Here is a 16997-nt window from a genome sequence, read left to right on the forward strand (position 1 = left end):
TGCCTATCATGCACCGACCCCGAGAAGGACCGAGGAGGACCCCTGTGACGCCCGCCCAGGAGACGGAGGAGCTCGCCGCGCGGGCGGCGGCCGGGGACGCCGCGGCCCTGGAACTGCTCCTCGCGCGGATCCGGCCCGAGGTCATGCGCCGCTGCGGGCGCTTCCTGCCCCACCGGGAGGACGCCGAGGAGGCCGCCCAGGACGTGCTGTTCCAAGTCGCCCGCAGCATCGGCTCCTTCGAGGGGCGCAGCCTCTTCCACACCTGGCTGTACACGGTCGTCGCCAACTGCTCCCGCCAGAAGTACCGCGAACTCAAACGGCGCCGCGCCGAGCAGCCGCTCTCCGCCGCCGAGGCCGACACGCCCGACCCGCGCAGGACCAGCGTGGTCGCCGGGACCCGGCTCGACCTGCTGGACGCCCTCGAGCGGCTGGAGGCCACCGGCCCCGAACTGGTCGCGCCGCTGGTGTACCGCGACATCTGCCAGATGGAGTACCGCGAGATCGAGGAGCGCCTCGGCATCCCGCTCGGGACGGTCAAGTCGCGGCTGCACAAGGCGCGCAGACAGGTCCGGCAGTGGCTGGTGGACACGGCCTGAGACGTCCGCGACCGCGGTTCGCGGGAAATTCCCCCGCCGGACCCGGAACTTCCGCCGGACTTCGCGCAACTCACCCATCCGGGGGCGGTGTGTGCCGCCGCCCGAGGATGCCGACAGGAGTTGCGATTTGTCCATGTTCCCGAGCCGTCCGCCCCACCGGCGCAGACGGCTGTCCCTCGGCGCCGGGCTGCTGAGCGCCGCCGTCCTTGCCGCGCTCGGCGTCCCCGCCCAGGCCCTGGCCGCAGAGGGCGGGCGGACCACGGCGCCGCCCGCGTCCGCGCAGCCGCCGGGGGGTCACGTCGAGCCGCTCTGCGGTACGCCCAAGCCGCACGAGTTCACCTGCTTCGGACTGCGCCGCACCGACGTTCCCGCGCGCAAGGGCGCGCGGGCGGCCGGGCAGGACCCGGAGGGCTTCGGGCCCGCCGACCTGCGCAGCGCCTACGGCCTGCCCGCCGACGGCGGGGCGGGGCGGACCATCGCCGTCGTCGACGCCTTCGACAACCCGAACGCCGAGGCCGACCTCGCCCTCTACCGGGCGCAGTACGGGCTGCCCGCCTGCACCAGCGCCGACGGCTGCTTCACCAAGGTCGACCAGCGCGGGGGCACCCACTACCCGGACCCCGACCCCGGCTGGGCCGGGGAGATCTCCCTCGACCTGGACATGGTCTCCGCCGTCGCCCCGAACGCCCGGATCCTGCTCGTCGAAGCCGACTCCGCCGGCATCGACGACCTCGGTGCCGCCGTCGACCAGGCCGTGGCGCTCGGCGCGGGGTACGTCTCCAACTCCTACGGCTCCAACTACGCGTTCTTCCCCGAGGACCCGGGTGAGTCCGCAGCCGACGTCCACTACGACCACCCCGGTGTCGCCGTCGTCGCCTCGTCCGGGGACTCCCGCTACGGCGTCGCCTACCCGGCCGCGTCCCCCCACGTGACCGCGGTCGGCGGCACCACCCTCACCCGGGACGCCGGCGCCCCGCGCGGCTGGTCGGAGTCGGTGTGGAGCCACGACGGGGCCGGAACCGGCTCCGGTTGCTCCCGCTACGAGGCCAAGCCCGCCTTCCAGAAGGACACCGGCTGCCCGGGGCGCACGGTCGCCGACGTCTCGGCCGTGGCCGACCCGGCCACCGGTGTCGCCGTCTACGACAGCTACAGCGGCGGCGGCTGGGGCGTGGCGGGCGGCACCAGCGCCTCCGCGCCGATCATCGCCGGCGTCTACGCCACCGCCGACGCCCCGGTCGCCGGGACCTACCCCAACACCTACCCGTACGCCTCCGGCGGCGCCGGACTGCACGACGTCACCTCCGGCGCCAACGGCCGGTGTTCCCCGGCGTACCTGTGCACCGCGGGCCCCGGCTACGACGGGCCCACCGGCCTGGGCACCCCCGACGGCACGGGGGCCTTCCGGATGGGGCCGCACGGCACCGTGACCGGCACGGTCACCGACCGGCGCAGTGACGCGCCCGTGCCCGCGGCGGTGGTGACCGCGGGCATCTTCCGCGCCACCACCGACGCCCGCGGCCGCTACCGCCTGCCGCTGCCCGCCGGCCGGCACGACGTCCGGGTCGAGGCCTACGGCTACGCGCCCGGACAGCCCGCGGCCGTGGACGTCACCGACGGCACAGCGCTGCTCCGGGACGTCGGCCTGCGCAAATTGCCGACCCACCGGGTGACGGGCACCGTCACCGACGGGTCCGGGCACGGCTGGCCGCTCCATGCGAAGATCACCGTGGACGGCGTCCCGGGTGCCCCGGTCTGGTCCGACGCCTCCACCGGCGCGTACCGTCTCGACCTCCCCGGGAACCACACCTACACCCTCCGGGTCGTCAGCGACGACTCCCACTACCGGTCCCTGGTACGGCAGGTGACGGTGGGCTCCGCCGACCGCGGCCTGCGCCTGGCGCTGCCCGCGGACACCTGGGCGACCGGCAACCCCGCCTACCGTCTGACGGTGCGCACCCTCGACACGCAGCGCTTCGACTCCACGGCCGGGGCACCCGGGGGCTGGAGCGTCGCCGACGCGCCCGGCACGGCCCACGGCTGGGCGTTCGACGATCCGGGCGGCCGCGGCAACACCACGGGCGGCTCCGGGGCCTTCGCCGTCGCGGACAACGACCACGCCGGCTGGGACACCGCACTGGACACCCAGCTGATCAGCCCCGCGTACGACTTCAGCGGCACCGGCGATCCCGCGCTGGCCTTCGCCACCGACTACCAGGGTTCCGCGGAACAGAGCGGTGACGTCGACGTCAGCGACGACGGCGGCAGGACCTGGACGACGGTGTGGCACCAGGACCAGCTGTGGAGCAGCGGCCGCGTCGACGTCCCGCTGACCGCCTACGCCGGCGAGCGCGCGGTGCGGCTGCGCTTCCACTTCACCGGGCCCGGCATGCTCTGGGCCGTCGACGACGTGACGGTCAGCCGGCGGATCCTCACCCCCGTCCGCGGGGGAGTGGTCACCGGCACGGTCACCGACGCCAACACCGGACGGGGACTCGTCGGCGCGGTGGTGCGTGGCGGGGTCCACGGCCCCTCGGCGCCGACCACCGCCACCACCGGCGACCCGCGCACCGGTGACGGCCTCTACCGGCTGTTCGTCCCCGGTGGCGGCAGCCGCGCCGTCACCGTCGCCAAGCCCGCGTACCGGACGGCGTCCCGTACCGTGACCGTCCGGCCGGACCGGGCGGTCAAGGCCTCCTTCTCCCTCGCGGCGGGGCGGCTGTCGGTCGGCACCACCCGGATCGACACCACCACCGCACCCGGTGGCAAGGCGGCCCGGAAGGTGACCGTGCGCAACACCGGCACCGCCCCCGCCACGCTCCGCATCGGCGAACGCACCGGCACCGGCGCGGACTCCGGACCCCCGGCCACGGCCTGGCGCACCCTGCCGGACCTCCCCGTCCCGGTGATGGACAACGCGGTGGAGACCTACGGCGGCAGGCTCTACTCCGCCCTCGGCTCCGACGGCTCCACGCCCACCGCCGACCTGTACGTCTACGACCCGTCGGCGGGCACCTGGACCCGCGGCGCCACCGCGCCCGAGCCCCGGCAGGCCACCGCCCACGGGATCATCGACGGCCGCCTCTACGCGGTCGGCGGCTGGGGCCCGCAGGAGACGGTCAGCAGCACCCTGCAGGTCTACGACACGGCGCGGAACACCTGGGCGCAGGGCCCGGCCGTTCCCCAGGGCCACTACGGCGCGGCGGGCGCCGTCCTCGACGGGCGGCTGTACGTCGTCGGCGGATGCACCAACACCGAGTGCGCGAACACCGTGTCCGTCTTCGACCCGGCCTCCGGCAGGTGGGCCAGGGCCGCGGACTACCCGCAGTCGATCAGCTGGGCCTCGTGCGGCGCCATCAGCGGCAAGCTCTACTGCGCTGGCGGCACCCACGAGTACGTGGAGACGGCCGCGGCGTACGTCTACGACCCTGCCTCCGACGCCTGGCAGCCCCGCGCGGACATGCCCGTGGGCCTGGCCACCGCCGCCTACGCAGCCGCCGACGGGCGGCTCCTGGTGTCCGGAGGCTTCAAGCGGGTCGGCGTCAACAGGGTCCTGACCCCGGAGGGCTACGCCTACGACCCCGGCGGCGACACCTGGTCCGCGCTGCCCCGCACCACGACCGCCGTGTACCGAGGCGGCGGCGCCCCCGGCATGTACCGGGTGGGCGGCAGCGACCAGAGCCGCTTCCCCGTGCCGGTGGCCACCGTGGAGGAACTGCCGGGCTGGGACGGGACCGAGACGGACGTGGGCTGGCTGTCGGAGAGCCCGGTCCGTCTGACCCTGCGGCCCGGCGAGCGGGCGACGTTCACGGTCACGGCGGACGCCCGCGGGATCCGCGGGCCGGCGGACCGGGCGGCGTCCCTGGTGATGCGGAGCGACACACCGTACTGGCTCCCGCCGGTCCCGGTGTCCCTGCACGTCACGAAGGGGCGCACCCCATAGGCCCCATCGCCGCGCCCCCGGGCGGACCGGAGTCCGTCCGGGGGCGCGGCGCCTGCTGCTAGACCCACCTGCAGGTGAGCCACTTCTCGTGGTCGTAGTGGTCCTGCGACGGGTACCGCTCCACGATGGGCACCACCTCGGTGGTGTCCTCGGGCCGGACGCGTTCGGGCAGGGCGCCGAAGCGGGCCTGGCGCGTCACCGCGCCGGTGTCAGCGGCCTTGGCCACCTTCACGACCTTGACGACCTTGACGGCCTTCTGCGTGTTCGGCATGCCGGTCCTCTCTCTCGCGGTGTCGTCCTCAGAAGACCTGGAGGAAACACCCGCAGGCGATGGTGACGACGGCCACGGCCACCGTGGCCACTTTCATGACGCTGAGCACTTTCACGGAACCCTCCGGTGGGGGATCGGCGGAGTCGGGCACCACCGCGGCTGCTGCCGACGTTCGCACAGGCGATCGTCACCTGTCAAGGAGGTGACGAGCGTCGGACCTTTGAGGTCCACCGCGCCATGGCGCGGGCATCACGCCTGGTAGACGGAGTGCAACTCCTGGTACGCCTGGAGCCCCTCCGGGCCCAACTCCCGGCCGAGGCCGCTGGCCTTCACGCCCCCGTACGGGGAGGCGAGGTCGGGCACGTAACCGTTGATCCCCACCGTGCCGCTGCGGATCCGCCGGGCGACGCGCGTGCCGTGCTCGGGATCGGCGGTCCAGACCGTGCCCGCGAGGCCGTACGCGGAGTCGTTGGCGAGTCCGACGGCCTCGTCCTCGCCGTCGTACGGCGTGATCGACAGGACCGGCCCGAAGATCTCCTCCTGGGCGATGACCGAGGCGTTGTCGACGTCGGCGAAGACGGTCGGCTGGACGAACCAGCCCCGGTCGAGATCGGCCGGCCGCCCGCCGCCCGTCGTCAGCCGGGCGCCCTCGCGCAGTCCCCTGGCGATGTAGCCCTCCACGCGGTCGCGCTGTCCGGCGCTGACGAGCGGGCCGATCTGCGTGGTGCGGTCCAGGGCGTCGCCCAGGACGGCACCGCCCGCCATCGCCGTGCAGAACTCGACCACCTCGCCGTAGCGGTCGGCGGGGGCCAGGATCCTCGTACTGGCGAAGCAGGTCTGGCCGTTGTTCAGCAGGCCGGCCATGAAGAACGGCTCGGTCAGCGAGCCCAGGTCGGCGTCGTCGAGGACGACCGCGGCGGACTTGCCGCCCAGTTCCAGCGTCACCGGGCGCATCAGCGACGCGCACGCGACCGCGACCTGCCGTCCCGCCGCCGTCGACCCCGTGAACGACACCTTGTCGACCCCGGGGTGGGAGACCAGGTACGCGCCCGCGCCGGGACCGCCGGGCACGATGTTGACGACCCCGTCGGGGAGGCCCGCCTCCTCGATCGCGTCCGCCAGGACCATCGAGTCGAGCACGGTCTCCGGCGCCGGCTTGAGCACCAGGGTGCAGCCGGCGGCCAGCGCGGGCGCGATCTTGAAGAAGGCGATGGTCTGCGGGAAGTTCCAGGTCATGATCGCGGCGACCACCCCCACGGGTTCCCTGCGGACCAGGGTGCTGCCGCCGGGCAGCCCGGCGCGGCGTTCCTCGAGGGGCGCCCCGGTGACGAGGCCCGCGTAGTAGCGCAGCAGGGCGGCCGGGACCGTCCCCTCGAAGGGCTCGGCCGTGGAGATCGGCATGCCGTTCTGCGCGCTGACCGTGCTCGCCGTCAGGCGGCTCCGGGCCTCGAGCGCATCGGCGAGCCGCAGCATGACCGAAGCGCGGCGCTCGGGCTCCCACCGGGGCCATCCGCCGGGGGCGTCGAAGGCGGCACGGGCCGCCCGCACGGCGTCGTCCACGTCCGCGTCCAGGGCCTCGGGCACCGAGCCCAGGTACACGCCGGTGCTGGCGGACGCGGCGGTGATGGTCCGGCTACCGGCTGGTGTCGTCCACTGCCCCCCGATGAACAGGCGTTTCACATCCATGATGGGTACTTCTTCCGGCTGCGGCCGGGCCGTGTTCACCCGGCTTCGGATGATTCGGCGCGGCGGGAAGCCGGCGTGCGTCCGTCCAGCCGGCCGTCGGGCGGCCGGTGGTGGCTTCCACCGCGTGGGAAGCGTTCTTTTCGCGACTGATGGCCGAGAATACTACTATCTGATGGCATCTGCCCTCAGATGTCGATCGGGGTGACCGTATGAGGAAGTACGGCGGCATGACCGCCGAGGAGCGCGTCGCGGCGCGGCGCCGCCGCATCATGGACGCGGCCATCGAGCTGTTCTCCACCCAGGGCTACGGCGGGACCTCGATGCGCGCGGTGCTCCGCCACTGCCACCTGCCCGACCGCTACTTCACGGAGAGCTTCGCCTCCCTCGACGAACTGCTCGCCGCGATCCTCGAGGAGATCCAGCAGGACGAGGCCGCGAGGTGCCGGGCGGCCCTCGCCACGGGCGGTACGCGCCGCGACCGGGCACGCGGCATGCTCGACGTCCTGGCCGGCGGCGTGGTCGACGACCCGCGCAAGGGCCGGATCAAGCTGGTCGAGTCACTCGCCGGCGGACCGCTCGCCGCCGCCGAACGACGCCGCGGCCTGCGCCGGCTCGCCTCGCTGGTGGAGTCCCTGCTCCGCGAGGACTGGGCCGCCCCGGGCACCGACGTGACCGCGATGGCCATGGCCGTGGTCGGCGGGGTCAACCAGATCCTGCTCAACTGGGTGGACGGCGGCCTCGCCTTCTCCCGCGAGGACTTCGTCGACCAGGCGCTCCACTTCTTCGACGCCGTCGCCGCGTTCGGCGCCGGCCCGCCGCCCGAGGGCCGTTGACCTCGTGCCGTCGCCTGGACGTACGGCAGTCCCGGCGTCGGACCTTCGACTACGGCGTCAGCACGATCCTGCCGAAGACCTCGCCCGCGTCCATCTTCCGGTGCGCCAGAACGGCTTCGTCCAGTGGCAGCACCTCGTGCACCACCGCTGCGATCTCGCCGCGACCGGCCGCGGCGAGCTGTTCGCCGCGCACCGCACGCAGGTCGGCCGGGGCGACGGTGGCCGCGCTGAAGGTGGCGAAGGACAACGACTTCCGGAACGCCGCCATGAGCTTGGTGCCGAAGTCCGCGGGCGGCTGACCTGCGACGGCGCCGACGGCCACCATGCGGCCGTTCGGGTTGAGCCGGTCGAGGAACGACGGCATGTCCTCGCCGGCCACGACGTCGATGATGACGTCATAGCCCGCAGGAGCCTCTTCCCCTCCGTCGCCGGAGCGGTCCAGCACGTGGGTCGCGCCGAGACGGCGCAGCCGCTCGCCGCGACCGGCCGACGAGGTCGTGACCGCCACCGCGGAGGCACCACCGCGAGCCGCGAGCTGCACGGCCATGATCCCGATGCTGCCGGACGCGCCCCGCACCAAGACGGTCTCCCCGGGGGCGAGATGGGCGTGGCGAAGCCCGAAGTGCGCCACCGCGCCGGCACTGCCGAGCGTCACCGCGTCGACGACGGACAGGCCAGCGGGCAGGGGAAGGATCTGCTCGACCGGTACGACGGCCTGTTCGACGTAGCCGCCGCCGGTGCCGGTGGAGCCCCACACCCGCCGGCCGATCCACGAGGCGTCGACGCCGTCGCCGACCGCGGTCACGGTGCCGGCCACCTCGCTGCCCGGGATGAAGCCCTCCGTGAATCCGTAGGCGGCCAGAGCCCCGCTCCGGATCACGGTGTCGACACCACCGACACCCACCGCCTCGATGTCGACCAGCACCTGCCCTGCAGCAGGTGTGGGTACCGGCAGGCCGACTACCGCCAGACCCTCAGGACCTCCGAACGTCCGGATCGCGATCGCCTTCAATGTCGTCTCCCTGTTCTCGTACCGCCTCCGGGCGGGCTCCACGTCGTGGACGGTAATCGGACGCCCCCGTCCGTTTGGGTAAAGTGAGACGGGTGACCGGCCAAGTGCCTCAGAAGCTGCGGTCCGACGCGATGGACAACCGCGACCGCATCCTCGACGCGGCCCGAGCGCTGTTCTCGGCCGGCGGCCTGGAGGTGCCGATGCGGGCGATCGCGCGGCGAGCCGGGGTGGGACCTGCCACCTTGTACCGGCGTTTCCCGACCAAGCAGATGCTGGTCGCCGAGGCCTTCGCGGACCAACTGCACGCATGTCGGGCCATCGTCGACGAGGGGTGCGCGGATCCCGATCCGTGGCGTGGCCTGTGCCTGGTGATCGAGAAGATCTGTGAGCTGCACGCACGCGATCGGGGCTTCACCGAAGCCTTCCTGTCGGCCTTCCCCGGGACACCGGATGCCGGGGGACGTGAGTACACGGTGAAGGCGGTCGCCGGACTGGCCCGGCGGGCCAAGGACGCGGGGCGCCTGCGGGCCGACTTCGTCCTGGACGACCTCATCCTCGTCCTGATGGCCAACAAGGGGATCCACACCGCATCGACCGCCACCCAGGTCGCGGCCTCCCGACGCTTCGCGGGGCTGGTGATCCAGGCCTTCGAAGCCCGCCCCCGGCACGCACCGCTCCCGCCGGCGGCGCGACTGGCCTTCGCGGCACCGGCCGACGGCTGACCGGGGACGAGCGGGGTCCACGCTCGACGTGATCGGACCGGAGCGCCCGGGAACGCCGGCGGGCGGGACCGCTGGCCGCGGTCCCGCCCGCCGGGTGCACTGCCGGGGCGTCAGCGCAGGCCGAAGGCCCGGGTGATCGTCTGCGAGACGGTGTTGCCCGCGTCGTCCCGGGCGGTGACCCGGAGCGTGGCGAAGCCCGCGGACTTCGGGGCGCGCAGGCCCGCCCGCCAGCCGCTACCGCTGCGGTCCAGGTCGGGGCGCTGCCAGGTCTTCCCGTCGTCGTAGGAGACCTCCAGCGAGGGCTTCCCGATGGCGGCGGTCGTACCGGGCAGGTGCGAGGCGGTCACCGTCAGCTTGGCGTGCCGGTCCGCCCGGCCGGCCCTGTCGGTGTCCACGCCGTAGTCGAGCTGGATCAGCGGCAGGGACACCGCCGACTCGGGCCCGGTGGCCGCGGAGGTGAAGTTCCACTCCGTCAGGGTGTGCGTCGAGTACGGGTGGGTCCAGGCCGCCCGGTCGTTGTCGACGACCAGCCGGTAGGGCAGCCGCTCGGGGGCGAGTCCGGTGATCGGCAGGTACTCGGCGTTGCCCCAGTTGAGCTGCTGGTCGCCCTGGTAGAGCGACATCCAGTCCTTGACGTCGTAGTTGCCGTAGGCCTCGCCGACGTGGCCGGAACCGGAGTCGCCCCAGCCGGGTGCGGGGATGTAGACCCCGTCGAGGTAGCGCACCGGCTGGTAGCCGATGGGGCCCATCCGCGGGCGCTGGATCGGCCCGAACCAGCTGACCTCGGCCGTCTTCCCGGCCGGGTAGCGCAGCACGTCCATCGAGTGCTGCCCCGTCTCGCTCAGGATGAAGGCGTCGTCCAGCCAACTGGCGTCCGCGGTGACCCAGTCGGTCCGGTCGCCCTGGGCGGGAGCGGTGAGCTGGTTGCCGACCACCCAGCCGCGCCAGACGTCGGGGCGGAACTCCATCGCCTTGCCCTGGCGGTGGTTGCGGAACGAGACGTCCACCTTGCCCAGCTCGCGCTGCGTGACGCGCCAGGTCGGGTCCGCCGGTACCGCGCCGGACCAGTGGTGCACCACGTCGTAGACGTAGTCGGTGGTGGGGTTCGAGGTGACCTTCAGCTTGACCGGGCCGTGCCCGAGCGCTCCGATGAGGTCGGCGCCCTGGTCGGCGTCGAGGGTCGCCACCGTCAGCGGCGCCGGGCTCTCCGGGCTCCAGGGGCCCTCGTCCCAGGGCTGGAGCCGGCCGATGCCGTCGTTGACGACGACGAGCACCTGCGCGCCCGCCGCCGCCGCGGCTTCCGCCTGCGCCTGGATGCCGGACGGGTCACCGCCCCGCACGACCACGGCCTTGCCGCGGACGTTCGTGCGGGCCAGATCCGCGGCCGTGCCCTCACCGGCGTAGACCGCCGTGAGTGTCCGGGTGCCGGCCGGCAGTGGCTCGGCCCCGCGCTTGACCAGCGGGTCGGCGTAGGTCCTCGAGGCCGTGCCCACGGTCAGCGCCGGCTGCTCCAGGCGGAAGCGGGCACCGAACTCGAACTCGCCGTCGGTGACCTTCTTGCCGGTCGGAAGCGCCCAGATGCTGTCGTAGGTCTCGTTGGGCAGCATGGACGACTCGACCAGGCTGTCACCGAAGGACCGGTGGACGTCCAGGCGCGGTGCGACGGGGGTGGTCTGCTGCGGGGCACGCGCCAGGATCTGACGCATCTTGCGGCCGTCGAGGGTGACGGACCGGTCCTGGTCCAGCTGCACGTCGTTGAAGGCCAGCAGTGCCATGCCCAGGGAGTGCGGGCCGTTGGCGCCCTGTACGTCCGCGGTGAGCCAGCCGCTGTAGGTGCCGACGGGCAGCCGCGCGGTGCCGGTGCCGGACGCGTCGAGGTCGATCGTGGTGAAGAGGCCCTCGGCGGTGAGCATGACCCGGCCGGCCATCGGCTTGCCCGACCGGTCCTTGGCGGTGATGGTCAGGGTCTGCCGCCGGCCTTCCTTGGCGGCGCCGATCAGCGTCTTGGCCCGGACCGCGCCGGTGCCGTCCGTGCCGGTGATCATGCCGCTGATCGACTGGTCGAGCGGCAGCCGGTCCAGGTCCGCGGTCAGGGAGACCGAGGCCGTGCCGTGCGCCGGGACGGTGACCTTGTCCTCGGAGAGGGTGAACAGCCCTGCCGGGGCCTTCGAGCCGATCGCCAGGTCCAGACTGACCGGCGCGTCGCCGGTGTTGGTGTACGTCACCTTCTGGACGTCGGTCTCACCCGGCTTCTGCGGCCAGGCGTAGAAGCCGGAGAATGCGCTGACGGTCGCGAAGACCGAGGTGTGGACGGCCGCCGGTGCGTCCAGCCGGCCGGCACCGGCCTCGTACGGGGAGTACGCGGGGGTGGCCTTGGCGCTGCTGACCAGCGCCTCCTTCAACTGCGGGCCGGTCCAGTCCGGGTGGGCGGCGGCCAGCAGCGCGGCGGCGCCGGCGACGTGCGGGGTCGCCATCGAGGTGCCGCTCATCGTGGTGTAGTAGCCCGAGCCCCGCTTGTAGTGGGAGCGGGCCGCCAGGATGTCGACGCCGGGCGCGGTGATCTCCGGCTTCAGCCCGGCGTCGCCGTCACGCGGACCGGTGCTGGAGAAGTCGGCGAGGTGGTCCGCGGAGTCCACGGCGCCTACGGTCAGCGCGGAGTCCGCGGCACCGGGGCTGCCGATGGTGTGCGGGCCGCTGTTGCCCGCCGCGATGACGAACAGCGCGCCGGTCTCGCGGCTGAGCCGGTCGACCGCCTGGCTCATGGGGTCGGTGTGGTCACCGCCGCCGCCCAGGCTCATGCTGATGATCCTGGCCTTCTGGTCCCGGGCGGCCCATTCCATGCCCGCGATGATCCAGGACTCCTGGCCGCTTCCCTCGCTGTTGAGCACCTTGCCGATGTCCAGGCGGACGCCGGGGGCGACGCCCCGCTCCTTGCCGTCGGAGGCGCTGCCGGTGCCGGCGATCGTCGAGGCGACGTGGGTGCCGTGGCCCTGGTAGTCGAGGGTGTCCTGCTCGTCGGGGATGAAGCTGGCGCTGGTGTCGATCCGGTCGACGAGGTCGGGGTGTTCGGCGTCGACTCCGGTGTCGAGCACCGCGACCTTGACGCCCTCGCCGGTGTTGCCCTCCGCCCAGACCTTGTCCGCGCCGATCTGGGCGGTCGAGTCGGCCAGATCGGCCTTCACCTTGCCGTCGAGCCAGACCTTGGCGACACCGCCCGCGAAGGCGGGCTTCGCGGACCGGGCCGCCGCACCGGCGCCGCCGGTCAGGGCCGACCAGAACGCCGGAGCCTGCTTGCGGTTCTGCGCGAGGGCCGCGCCCTGGATGCTGTCCAACCGGTGGACGTCGCTGGAGCCCGCCATCTTCGGCAGGGTCCGGGCCTTGGCCGCGGCGTCGGTGTAGCTCACGATGAGCGGCAGCCGGGAGGAGTGCGCGTCGTCGTAACCGTCGGCGATCAGCTGGGTGACGTTGAACAGCTGTTTGTCGAGCTTCCCGGCGCTGACGTAGGGCAGGACGGCGTCGGGGTACACGTAGGTGGCCCCGTCGACGACTGCGCGGTGGAAACCGGTGGTCGTGCCGTTCGCACCTTGGAAGGACCGGACGGTGGTGCCGTCGGGGGCGGTGCCGATCGTCACCTTGTCGCCGGTGATGAGGGTGACGGTGTGCGTGCCGCCGTTGCCGGGTGGCCGTTGTGCGGCGCCGGCGGCGGGCCCGCGACCGGCGGGGTCCGCGGATACGGCGGCCGTGGCCGGTATGACCCCGAGTGCCAGGGCGGCGACCACGCCGAGCGTGATCGCCCCGGACCTGGTCCGGGGGATGTGAAGCGTGGGCAAGGAAACTCCTCAAGCCATGTGAAGAGTGGACGGCCATTGATCTTCGAGGCGCCCCCGCCCCCGCTCAAGGGCCCCGGGGCGTCGCTCTTGTGCCATGGCACAGTTGTGTCATCACGAGGCCGCCCGAACGCCGTCGTATGCCGACAAGACCCGCTATGCCAGGGAGTTCGGGGACACGGCCGCGGGCAGCTTCGTGCGGTGCCGGATCCATCTGGTCCGGGCGCGCGGATGGCCGTGGACGTACGCGCAGGGGAGCGTCACCGGGCCCCTGCCACGTGCGGCGGAGCTTGGCGGCTCGTCAGGAATGCCCAGGGAGGGCGACGTTGGGGATCCCACCGGCGCGGGGCCTGCCGGCGATCTCCGGGCGTTCCCGGCTGCCGAAGTCGACTTGACCCCCCCAGGGCGACCGCGAGGTGCTCCGGCGTTCCCTGACGTGACCTCACCTACGCTGCCGAAGCTGCGCGTTGCCGCACCCAGACGGGCAACGGCGTCGCCGTCACCAGTCGCGGGCCGCCTCCAAGAGCCGTTCGCGTACGGCGGTGACCGGCGCGCGGGCAGGCGCGCCCGCGCGTCCGACCAGGAAGCCGGTGTTGATGGGCGGGTCCTCCGGCGTCAGCAACTCCACCAGCGCGCCGGACGCCAGCTCCGCCTCGCACAGGTAGCGGGGGAGCACCGTCGCACCCCCGCCCGCGACGACGGCGGCGAGCACCCCGCGCAGGTCCGGGACGACGACGGCGGGCCGGGCGGTCAGACGCGTACGGAAGACGTGGCGCCAGTAGCGGCGCAGGATGGGCAGGTCCTCGGCGTACGCCACCAGCGGGACCTCGCGCAGCGGGCCGGGGTCGTCGCAGGTGAGCCGCCCGATCCCGGCGGCCCATTCCGGCGTCGTCACCAGGACGAACTCCTCGTCCATCAGCGGGACGGCGGCCAGGGAGCGGCCGCGCGGCCGTACCGCCGACAGGACGAGGTCGAAGCGGCCTGCGTGCAGGCCTTCGAGCAGGTCCTCGGCGAGGCCGGTGGTGATGCGCAGCAGGACGCCCCGGGCCGCCAGTGGCGCGAGGACGGGCAGCGCCCGGACGGACACCATCTCCGCCGGCCCCGCCAGGTGCACCGGTTCCGGGGGCGCCTCCGGGTCCGGGCGACCGCGGCCGGCGACCTCGGCCAGCGCGTCCAGCGGCCCGGCGACCTGCCCGGCCAGTTCGTCGGCCACGGACGTGGCGGCCACCCCCCGCGGGAGCCGCTCGAAGAGCTGCCGGTCGAGCTGCTGCTCCAGCGCACGCACCTGCGCGGTCACGGTGGGCTGCGAGATGCGCAGCATCCGGGCGGCCGTGGTCAGGGAACGGGCCCGGTACACCGCGAGGAACGTGCGCAGCAGCCCCAGGTCCAAAGGCGCGCCGGGAGGCGGGGCGGCGGCCGTCCCGCCGTCGTCGGGGCGAGATGCGTTCCCATCGGCATTCTGATGAGCCATGTCGAGGATCCTATTGGTTGGCTGATGGCTGTGCAACCTAGGGTCGGGAACGTTCCGCCGCCGGTCAACCTGCGGTCCCGCACATCCCGCTCCGGCCGTGTCCGGGCGGAGACCAGGAAGTACGCAGACATGGCAGAGATCCTTCTCGTGGTGACCGGCGCCGATCACCCGACGCTGGCCGACGGCACCGAGCACCCCACGGGCTTCTGGGCCGAAGAGCTCACGGCGCTCTACCGCGCCTTCACCGAGGCCGGCCACCGGGTGGCCGTGGCCACGCCGGGCGGCGTCGTCCCCACCGCCGACCCCGTCAGCCTCGCGCCCGAGCTCAACGGCGGTCCGGCGGGCGCCGCCGCCGCGACCGCGGCCCTGCGGGCCGTCACCGCACTGCACACCCCGCTGGTTCTGGCGGACGTCGACCCGGCCCGCTACGCCGCCGTCTTCTACGTGGGCGGCCACGGCCCGATGCAGGACCTCGCCGGGGACGCCGACTCCGCCCGGCTGCTGCGCACCGTCCTCGCGCAAAGCACCCCGCTGGCCGCGGTCTGCCACGGGGTGGCCGCCCTGCTTGCCGCCCGGGACTCCGACGGCGTGTCGCCGTTCGCCGGCTATCGTCTCACCGGCTTCAGCGCCGCCGAGGAGACGCAGACCGGGCTGGCCGACCGGCTGGAATGGCTGCTCCAGGACCGGCTCGTCGCGCTCGGCGCCGACTACTCGGCGGGCGAGCCCTGGGCCCCGCACGTCGTCGTCGACCGCGGCCTGCACACCGGGCAGAACCCGGCGTCCTCCGCCGCGCTGGCCGCCGCAGTGCTGAAGACCCTCGGCTGACCGGCGCGCCCACCCACGGAAAGACCCACGGAAAGACCCACGGAAGTACCCACCTCATGCGAACGCCTCCCGTGCTCCCGGTCACGGCGGACCCGGGCCGTGGCCTCGTCGCCGCCCTCGGTCTCGGCGCCATGGTCGTCTCGATGATGCAGACCCTGGTGGTGCCGGTCCTCGGCACCGTCCAGCGGGACCTGCACGCCTCGGCCGCCGACGTCAGCTGGCTCGCCGACCGGTCCGGCCCCTCACCCCCAATCCCACTCCACCGGAGGGCACCCAGGTCGTCCCCGGAACAGAAAGGTGAACGACATGGCCACGATCCTCATCACCGGCGCCTCCGACGGGCTCGGCCGCGCCCTCGCGGAGGACCTCGCCGCCGACGGCGGGCACACCTGCTGCTGCACGGCCGTGACCCCGGGCGCCTCGCCGAGGTGGCCGCGGCCACCGGCGGCGAGCCCCACCGGGCCGACCTTTCCTCCCTCGCCGAAGTCCGGCGCCTGGCCGCCGGCATCGCCGCCCGGCGCGACCGGCTGGACGTGCTCGTCAACAACGCCGGCGTCGGTTTCCACGCGGAGGGCACCCGGCGGCAGACCTCCGCCGACGGACACGAACTACGCCTCGCCGTCAACTACCTGGCACCGCTCGTGCTGACCCGGGAACTCCTCCCGCTGCTCCACCGCGCGGCACCCTCCCGGATCGTGAACGTCGCCTCCATCGGCCAGCAGCCGCTCGACCTCGACGACCCCGAACTCACCCGCGACTACAGCGACGTCGCCGCCTACTGCCGCTCCAAGCTGGCGCTCATCTGCCACAGCCTCGACCTCGCCGATGAACTCTCCGGCACCGGCATCACCGTCAACAGCGTCCACCCGGCGACCTTCATGCCCACCGCCATGTCCCGGCGCTCGGGGATGGACGTCGTCGACTCCCTGGAGCAGGGCGTCGCCGCCACGCGGCGCCTGGTCGACGCTCCCGCGCTGGCGGGCGTCACAGGCCGGTACTTCGAGGGCGAGAAGGAAGCCCGGGCGGCCGCCGAGGCCTACGACACGGAGTACCGCCGGCGCCTCGCCGCGGTGACCGCGTCGCTGCTCTGACCCGGCGGGGCGGCCGTGCGACCCCGTTCCCTCCGGTTCCGGGTCGAGCACCCCGCGCGGACCGGCTCAATAGCGCAGTCTGGCCTTCGGTCCGTCGATGTGAAGGAAGCAGTTGCGCCAGACACGCAGCGGAGCCTCGCGGCCGTCCGCGTGCTCGAGGATGAGTTCCAGTTCCTGCAACGGCTTGGCGGCGGCGACGAATCGACTCCCGTCGGGGTCCTTGCCCGTGACGGCAGCGGCCAACGCCTCGAAGCGTGGCCTGACGGCCTCCCAACCCGCCTCCGGGGCGAAGCGGAGCAGGAGGAACGGCATGTCGCAGCCGTAATCGGTGAGCTTGCCTATGACGGTGTCCCCTTGTACCAGCCGCCACGTCATCTTGGCCCCCTGTCCGCGGCGAGCGCATTCCTTGTGATCTTAGTGCCCGGATGTCCTGAGTCCGGGTGCCCACGGCACGTGGTTTCGACGCCCGCCCCACGGGCACGCGCCGGTTGAGAGGCCGTGGAGGTGCCGAGATGAGCGCCGGAGAGAAAGCCAAGGCGAAGATGGAACAGGTCGTGGGGAAGACCGTGCGGAAGGCGGCCCACGCGGTGCACAAGGAAACGCTCGCGGCCAAGGGCGCCGCCCTCGAATCGCGCGGCAGGATGCGGGGCACGAAGGAGAGGACCAAGGACGTCTTCAAGCACTGACGACCAGCCCTACGAAGCCGTCGAGCGGAGGCCGGAG

13 protein-coding genes are annotated in these 16997 nt (G+C 73.3%); 7 read left to right on the forward strand and 6 right to left on the reverse strand.

All coding sequences use genetic code 11. The annotated features are described in order from the left end of the window. Positions 1 to 8 precede the first annotated feature (8 nt). Together ABZ312_RS28735 and ABZ312_RS28740 are read left to right on the forward strand one after the other, a co-directional pair. Positions 9 to 596, forward strand: a complete 588-nt coding sequence (locus ABZ312_RS28735) for an RNA polymerase sigma factor (RefSeq protein WP_500327634.1) — start codon at positions 9 to 11, stop codon at positions 594 to 596. Positions 597 to 729: 133 nt separating this feature from the next. Further along, positions 730 to 4536, forward strand: coding sequence for a Kelch repeat-containing protein (locus tag ABZ312_RS28740; protein WP_500439068.1), 3807 nt, complete (start codon positions 730 to 732; stop codon positions 4534 to 4536). A 58-nt stretch (positions 4537 to 4594) separates the two neighbouring features. Here the strand turns inward: ABZ312_RS28740 and ABZ312_RS28745 are convergent, their stop codons facing one another. Both ABZ312_RS28745 and ABZ312_RS28750 read right to left on the reverse strand, forming a co-directional pair. After that, a complete protein-coding gene (locus ABZ312_RS28745; RefSeq protein ID WP_500327631.1) occupies positions 4595 to 4807 on the reverse strand; it encodes a hypothetical protein in 213 nt (70 codons plus the stop codon). A gap of 249 nt (positions 4808 to 5056) precedes the next feature. Beyond that, positions 5057 to 6493, reverse strand: a complete 1437-nt coding sequence (locus ABZ312_RS28750; RefSeq protein WP_500327629.1) for an aldehyde dehydrogenase — start codon at positions 6491 to 6493, stop codon at positions 5057 to 5059. A 209-nt stretch (positions 6494 to 6702) separates the two neighbouring features. Here ABZ312_RS28750 and ABZ312_RS28755 point away from each other — a divergent pair, with 209 nt between their 5' ends. Beyond that, positions 6703 to 7326 carry a TetR/AcrR family transcriptional regulator gene (locus tag ABZ312_RS28755; RefSeq protein WP_500327628.1) on the forward strand — a complete coding sequence of 208 codons (624 nt, stop codon included), beginning with the start codon at positions 6703 to 6705 and terminating at the stop codon, positions 7324 to 7326. Between the two features lie 49 nt (positions 7327 to 7375). On the opposite strand, the gene ABZ312_RS28760 is transcribed toward ABZ312_RS28755, so the two are convergent. Then, positions 7376 to 8338 carry a zinc-dependent alcohol dehydrogenase family protein gene (locus ABZ312_RS28760; protein ID WP_500439078.1) on the reverse strand — a complete coding sequence of 321 codons (963 nt, stop codon included), beginning with the start codon at positions 8336 to 8338 and terminating at the stop codon, positions 7376 to 7378. A 131-nt stretch (positions 8339 to 8469) separates the two neighbouring features. On the opposite strand from ABZ312_RS28760, the gene ABZ312_RS28765 reads away from it, so the two are divergent. Continuing rightward, positions 8470 to 9060, forward strand: a complete 591-nt coding sequence (locus tag ABZ312_RS28765) for a TetR/AcrR family transcriptional regulator (protein ID WP_500327700.1) — start codon at positions 8470 to 8472, stop codon at positions 9058 to 9060. Positions 9061 to 9170: 110 nt separating this feature from the next. Here ABZ312_RS28765 and ABZ312_RS28770 read toward each other — a convergent pair whose 3' ends face one another. Both ABZ312_RS28770 and ABZ312_RS28775 read right to left on the reverse strand, forming a co-directional pair. Further along, complete coding sequence (locus ABZ312_RS28770; RefSeq protein ID WP_500439069.1) at positions 9171 to 12890, reverse strand: S8 family serine peptidase; 3720 nt, start codon at positions 12888 to 12890, stop codon at positions 9171 to 9173. A 496-nt stretch (positions 12891 to 13386) separates the two neighbouring features. Further along, on the reverse strand, positions 13387 to 14358 hold the full coding sequence (locus ABZ312_RS28775) for a LysR family transcriptional regulator (protein WP_500359045.1): 972 nt from the start codon (positions 14356 to 14358) through the stop codon (positions 13387 to 13389). A gap of 129 nt (positions 14359 to 14487) precedes the next feature. On the opposite strand from ABZ312_RS28775, the gene ABZ312_RS28780 reads away from it, so the two are divergent. Together ABZ312_RS28780 and ABZ312_RS28785 are read left to right on the forward strand one after the other, a co-directional pair. Beyond that, positions 14488 to 15183 (forward strand): type 1 glutamine amidotransferase domain-containing protein, encoded by a 696-nt coding sequence (locus ABZ312_RS28780; RefSeq protein WP_500439070.1) that lies wholly within the window; start codon positions 14488 to 14490, stop codon positions 15181 to 15183. 428 nt (positions 15184 to 15611) lie between these two features. After that, the gene (locus ABZ312_RS28785; RefSeq protein ID WP_500359043.1) at positions 15612 to 16274 is read left to right on the forward strand and encodes an SDR family NAD(P)-dependent oxidoreductase; all 663 of its coding nucleotides are present in this window, start codon (positions 15612 to 15614) and stop codon (positions 16272 to 16274) included. Positions 16275 to 16340: 66 nt separating this feature from the next. On the opposite strand, the gene ABZ312_RS28790 is transcribed toward ABZ312_RS28785, so the two are convergent. After that, positions 16341 to 16649: a hypothetical protein gene (locus ABZ312_RS28790; RefSeq protein WP_500359042.1), complete on the reverse strand. Its 309-nt coding sequence runs from the start codon at positions 16647 to 16649 to the stop codon at positions 16341 to 16343. A gap of 137 nt (positions 16650 to 16786) precedes the next feature. Between ABZ312_RS28790 and ABZ312_RS28795 the strand changes: the two genes are divergently transcribed. Beyond that, positions 16787 to 16960 carry a hypothetical protein gene (locus ABZ312_RS28795; protein WP_500327619.1) on the forward strand — a complete coding sequence of 58 codons (174 nt, stop codon included), beginning with the start codon at positions 16787 to 16789 and terminating at the stop codon, positions 16958 to 16960. The last annotated feature ends 37 nt before the right edge of the window (positions 16961 to 16997 follow it).

The organism is Streptomyces sp. NPDC006207 (assembly GCF_040613835.1).
In the GTDB taxonomy this organism is placed as follows: Bacteria; Actinomycetota; Actinomycetes; order Streptomycetales; family Streptomycetaceae; genus Actinacidiphila.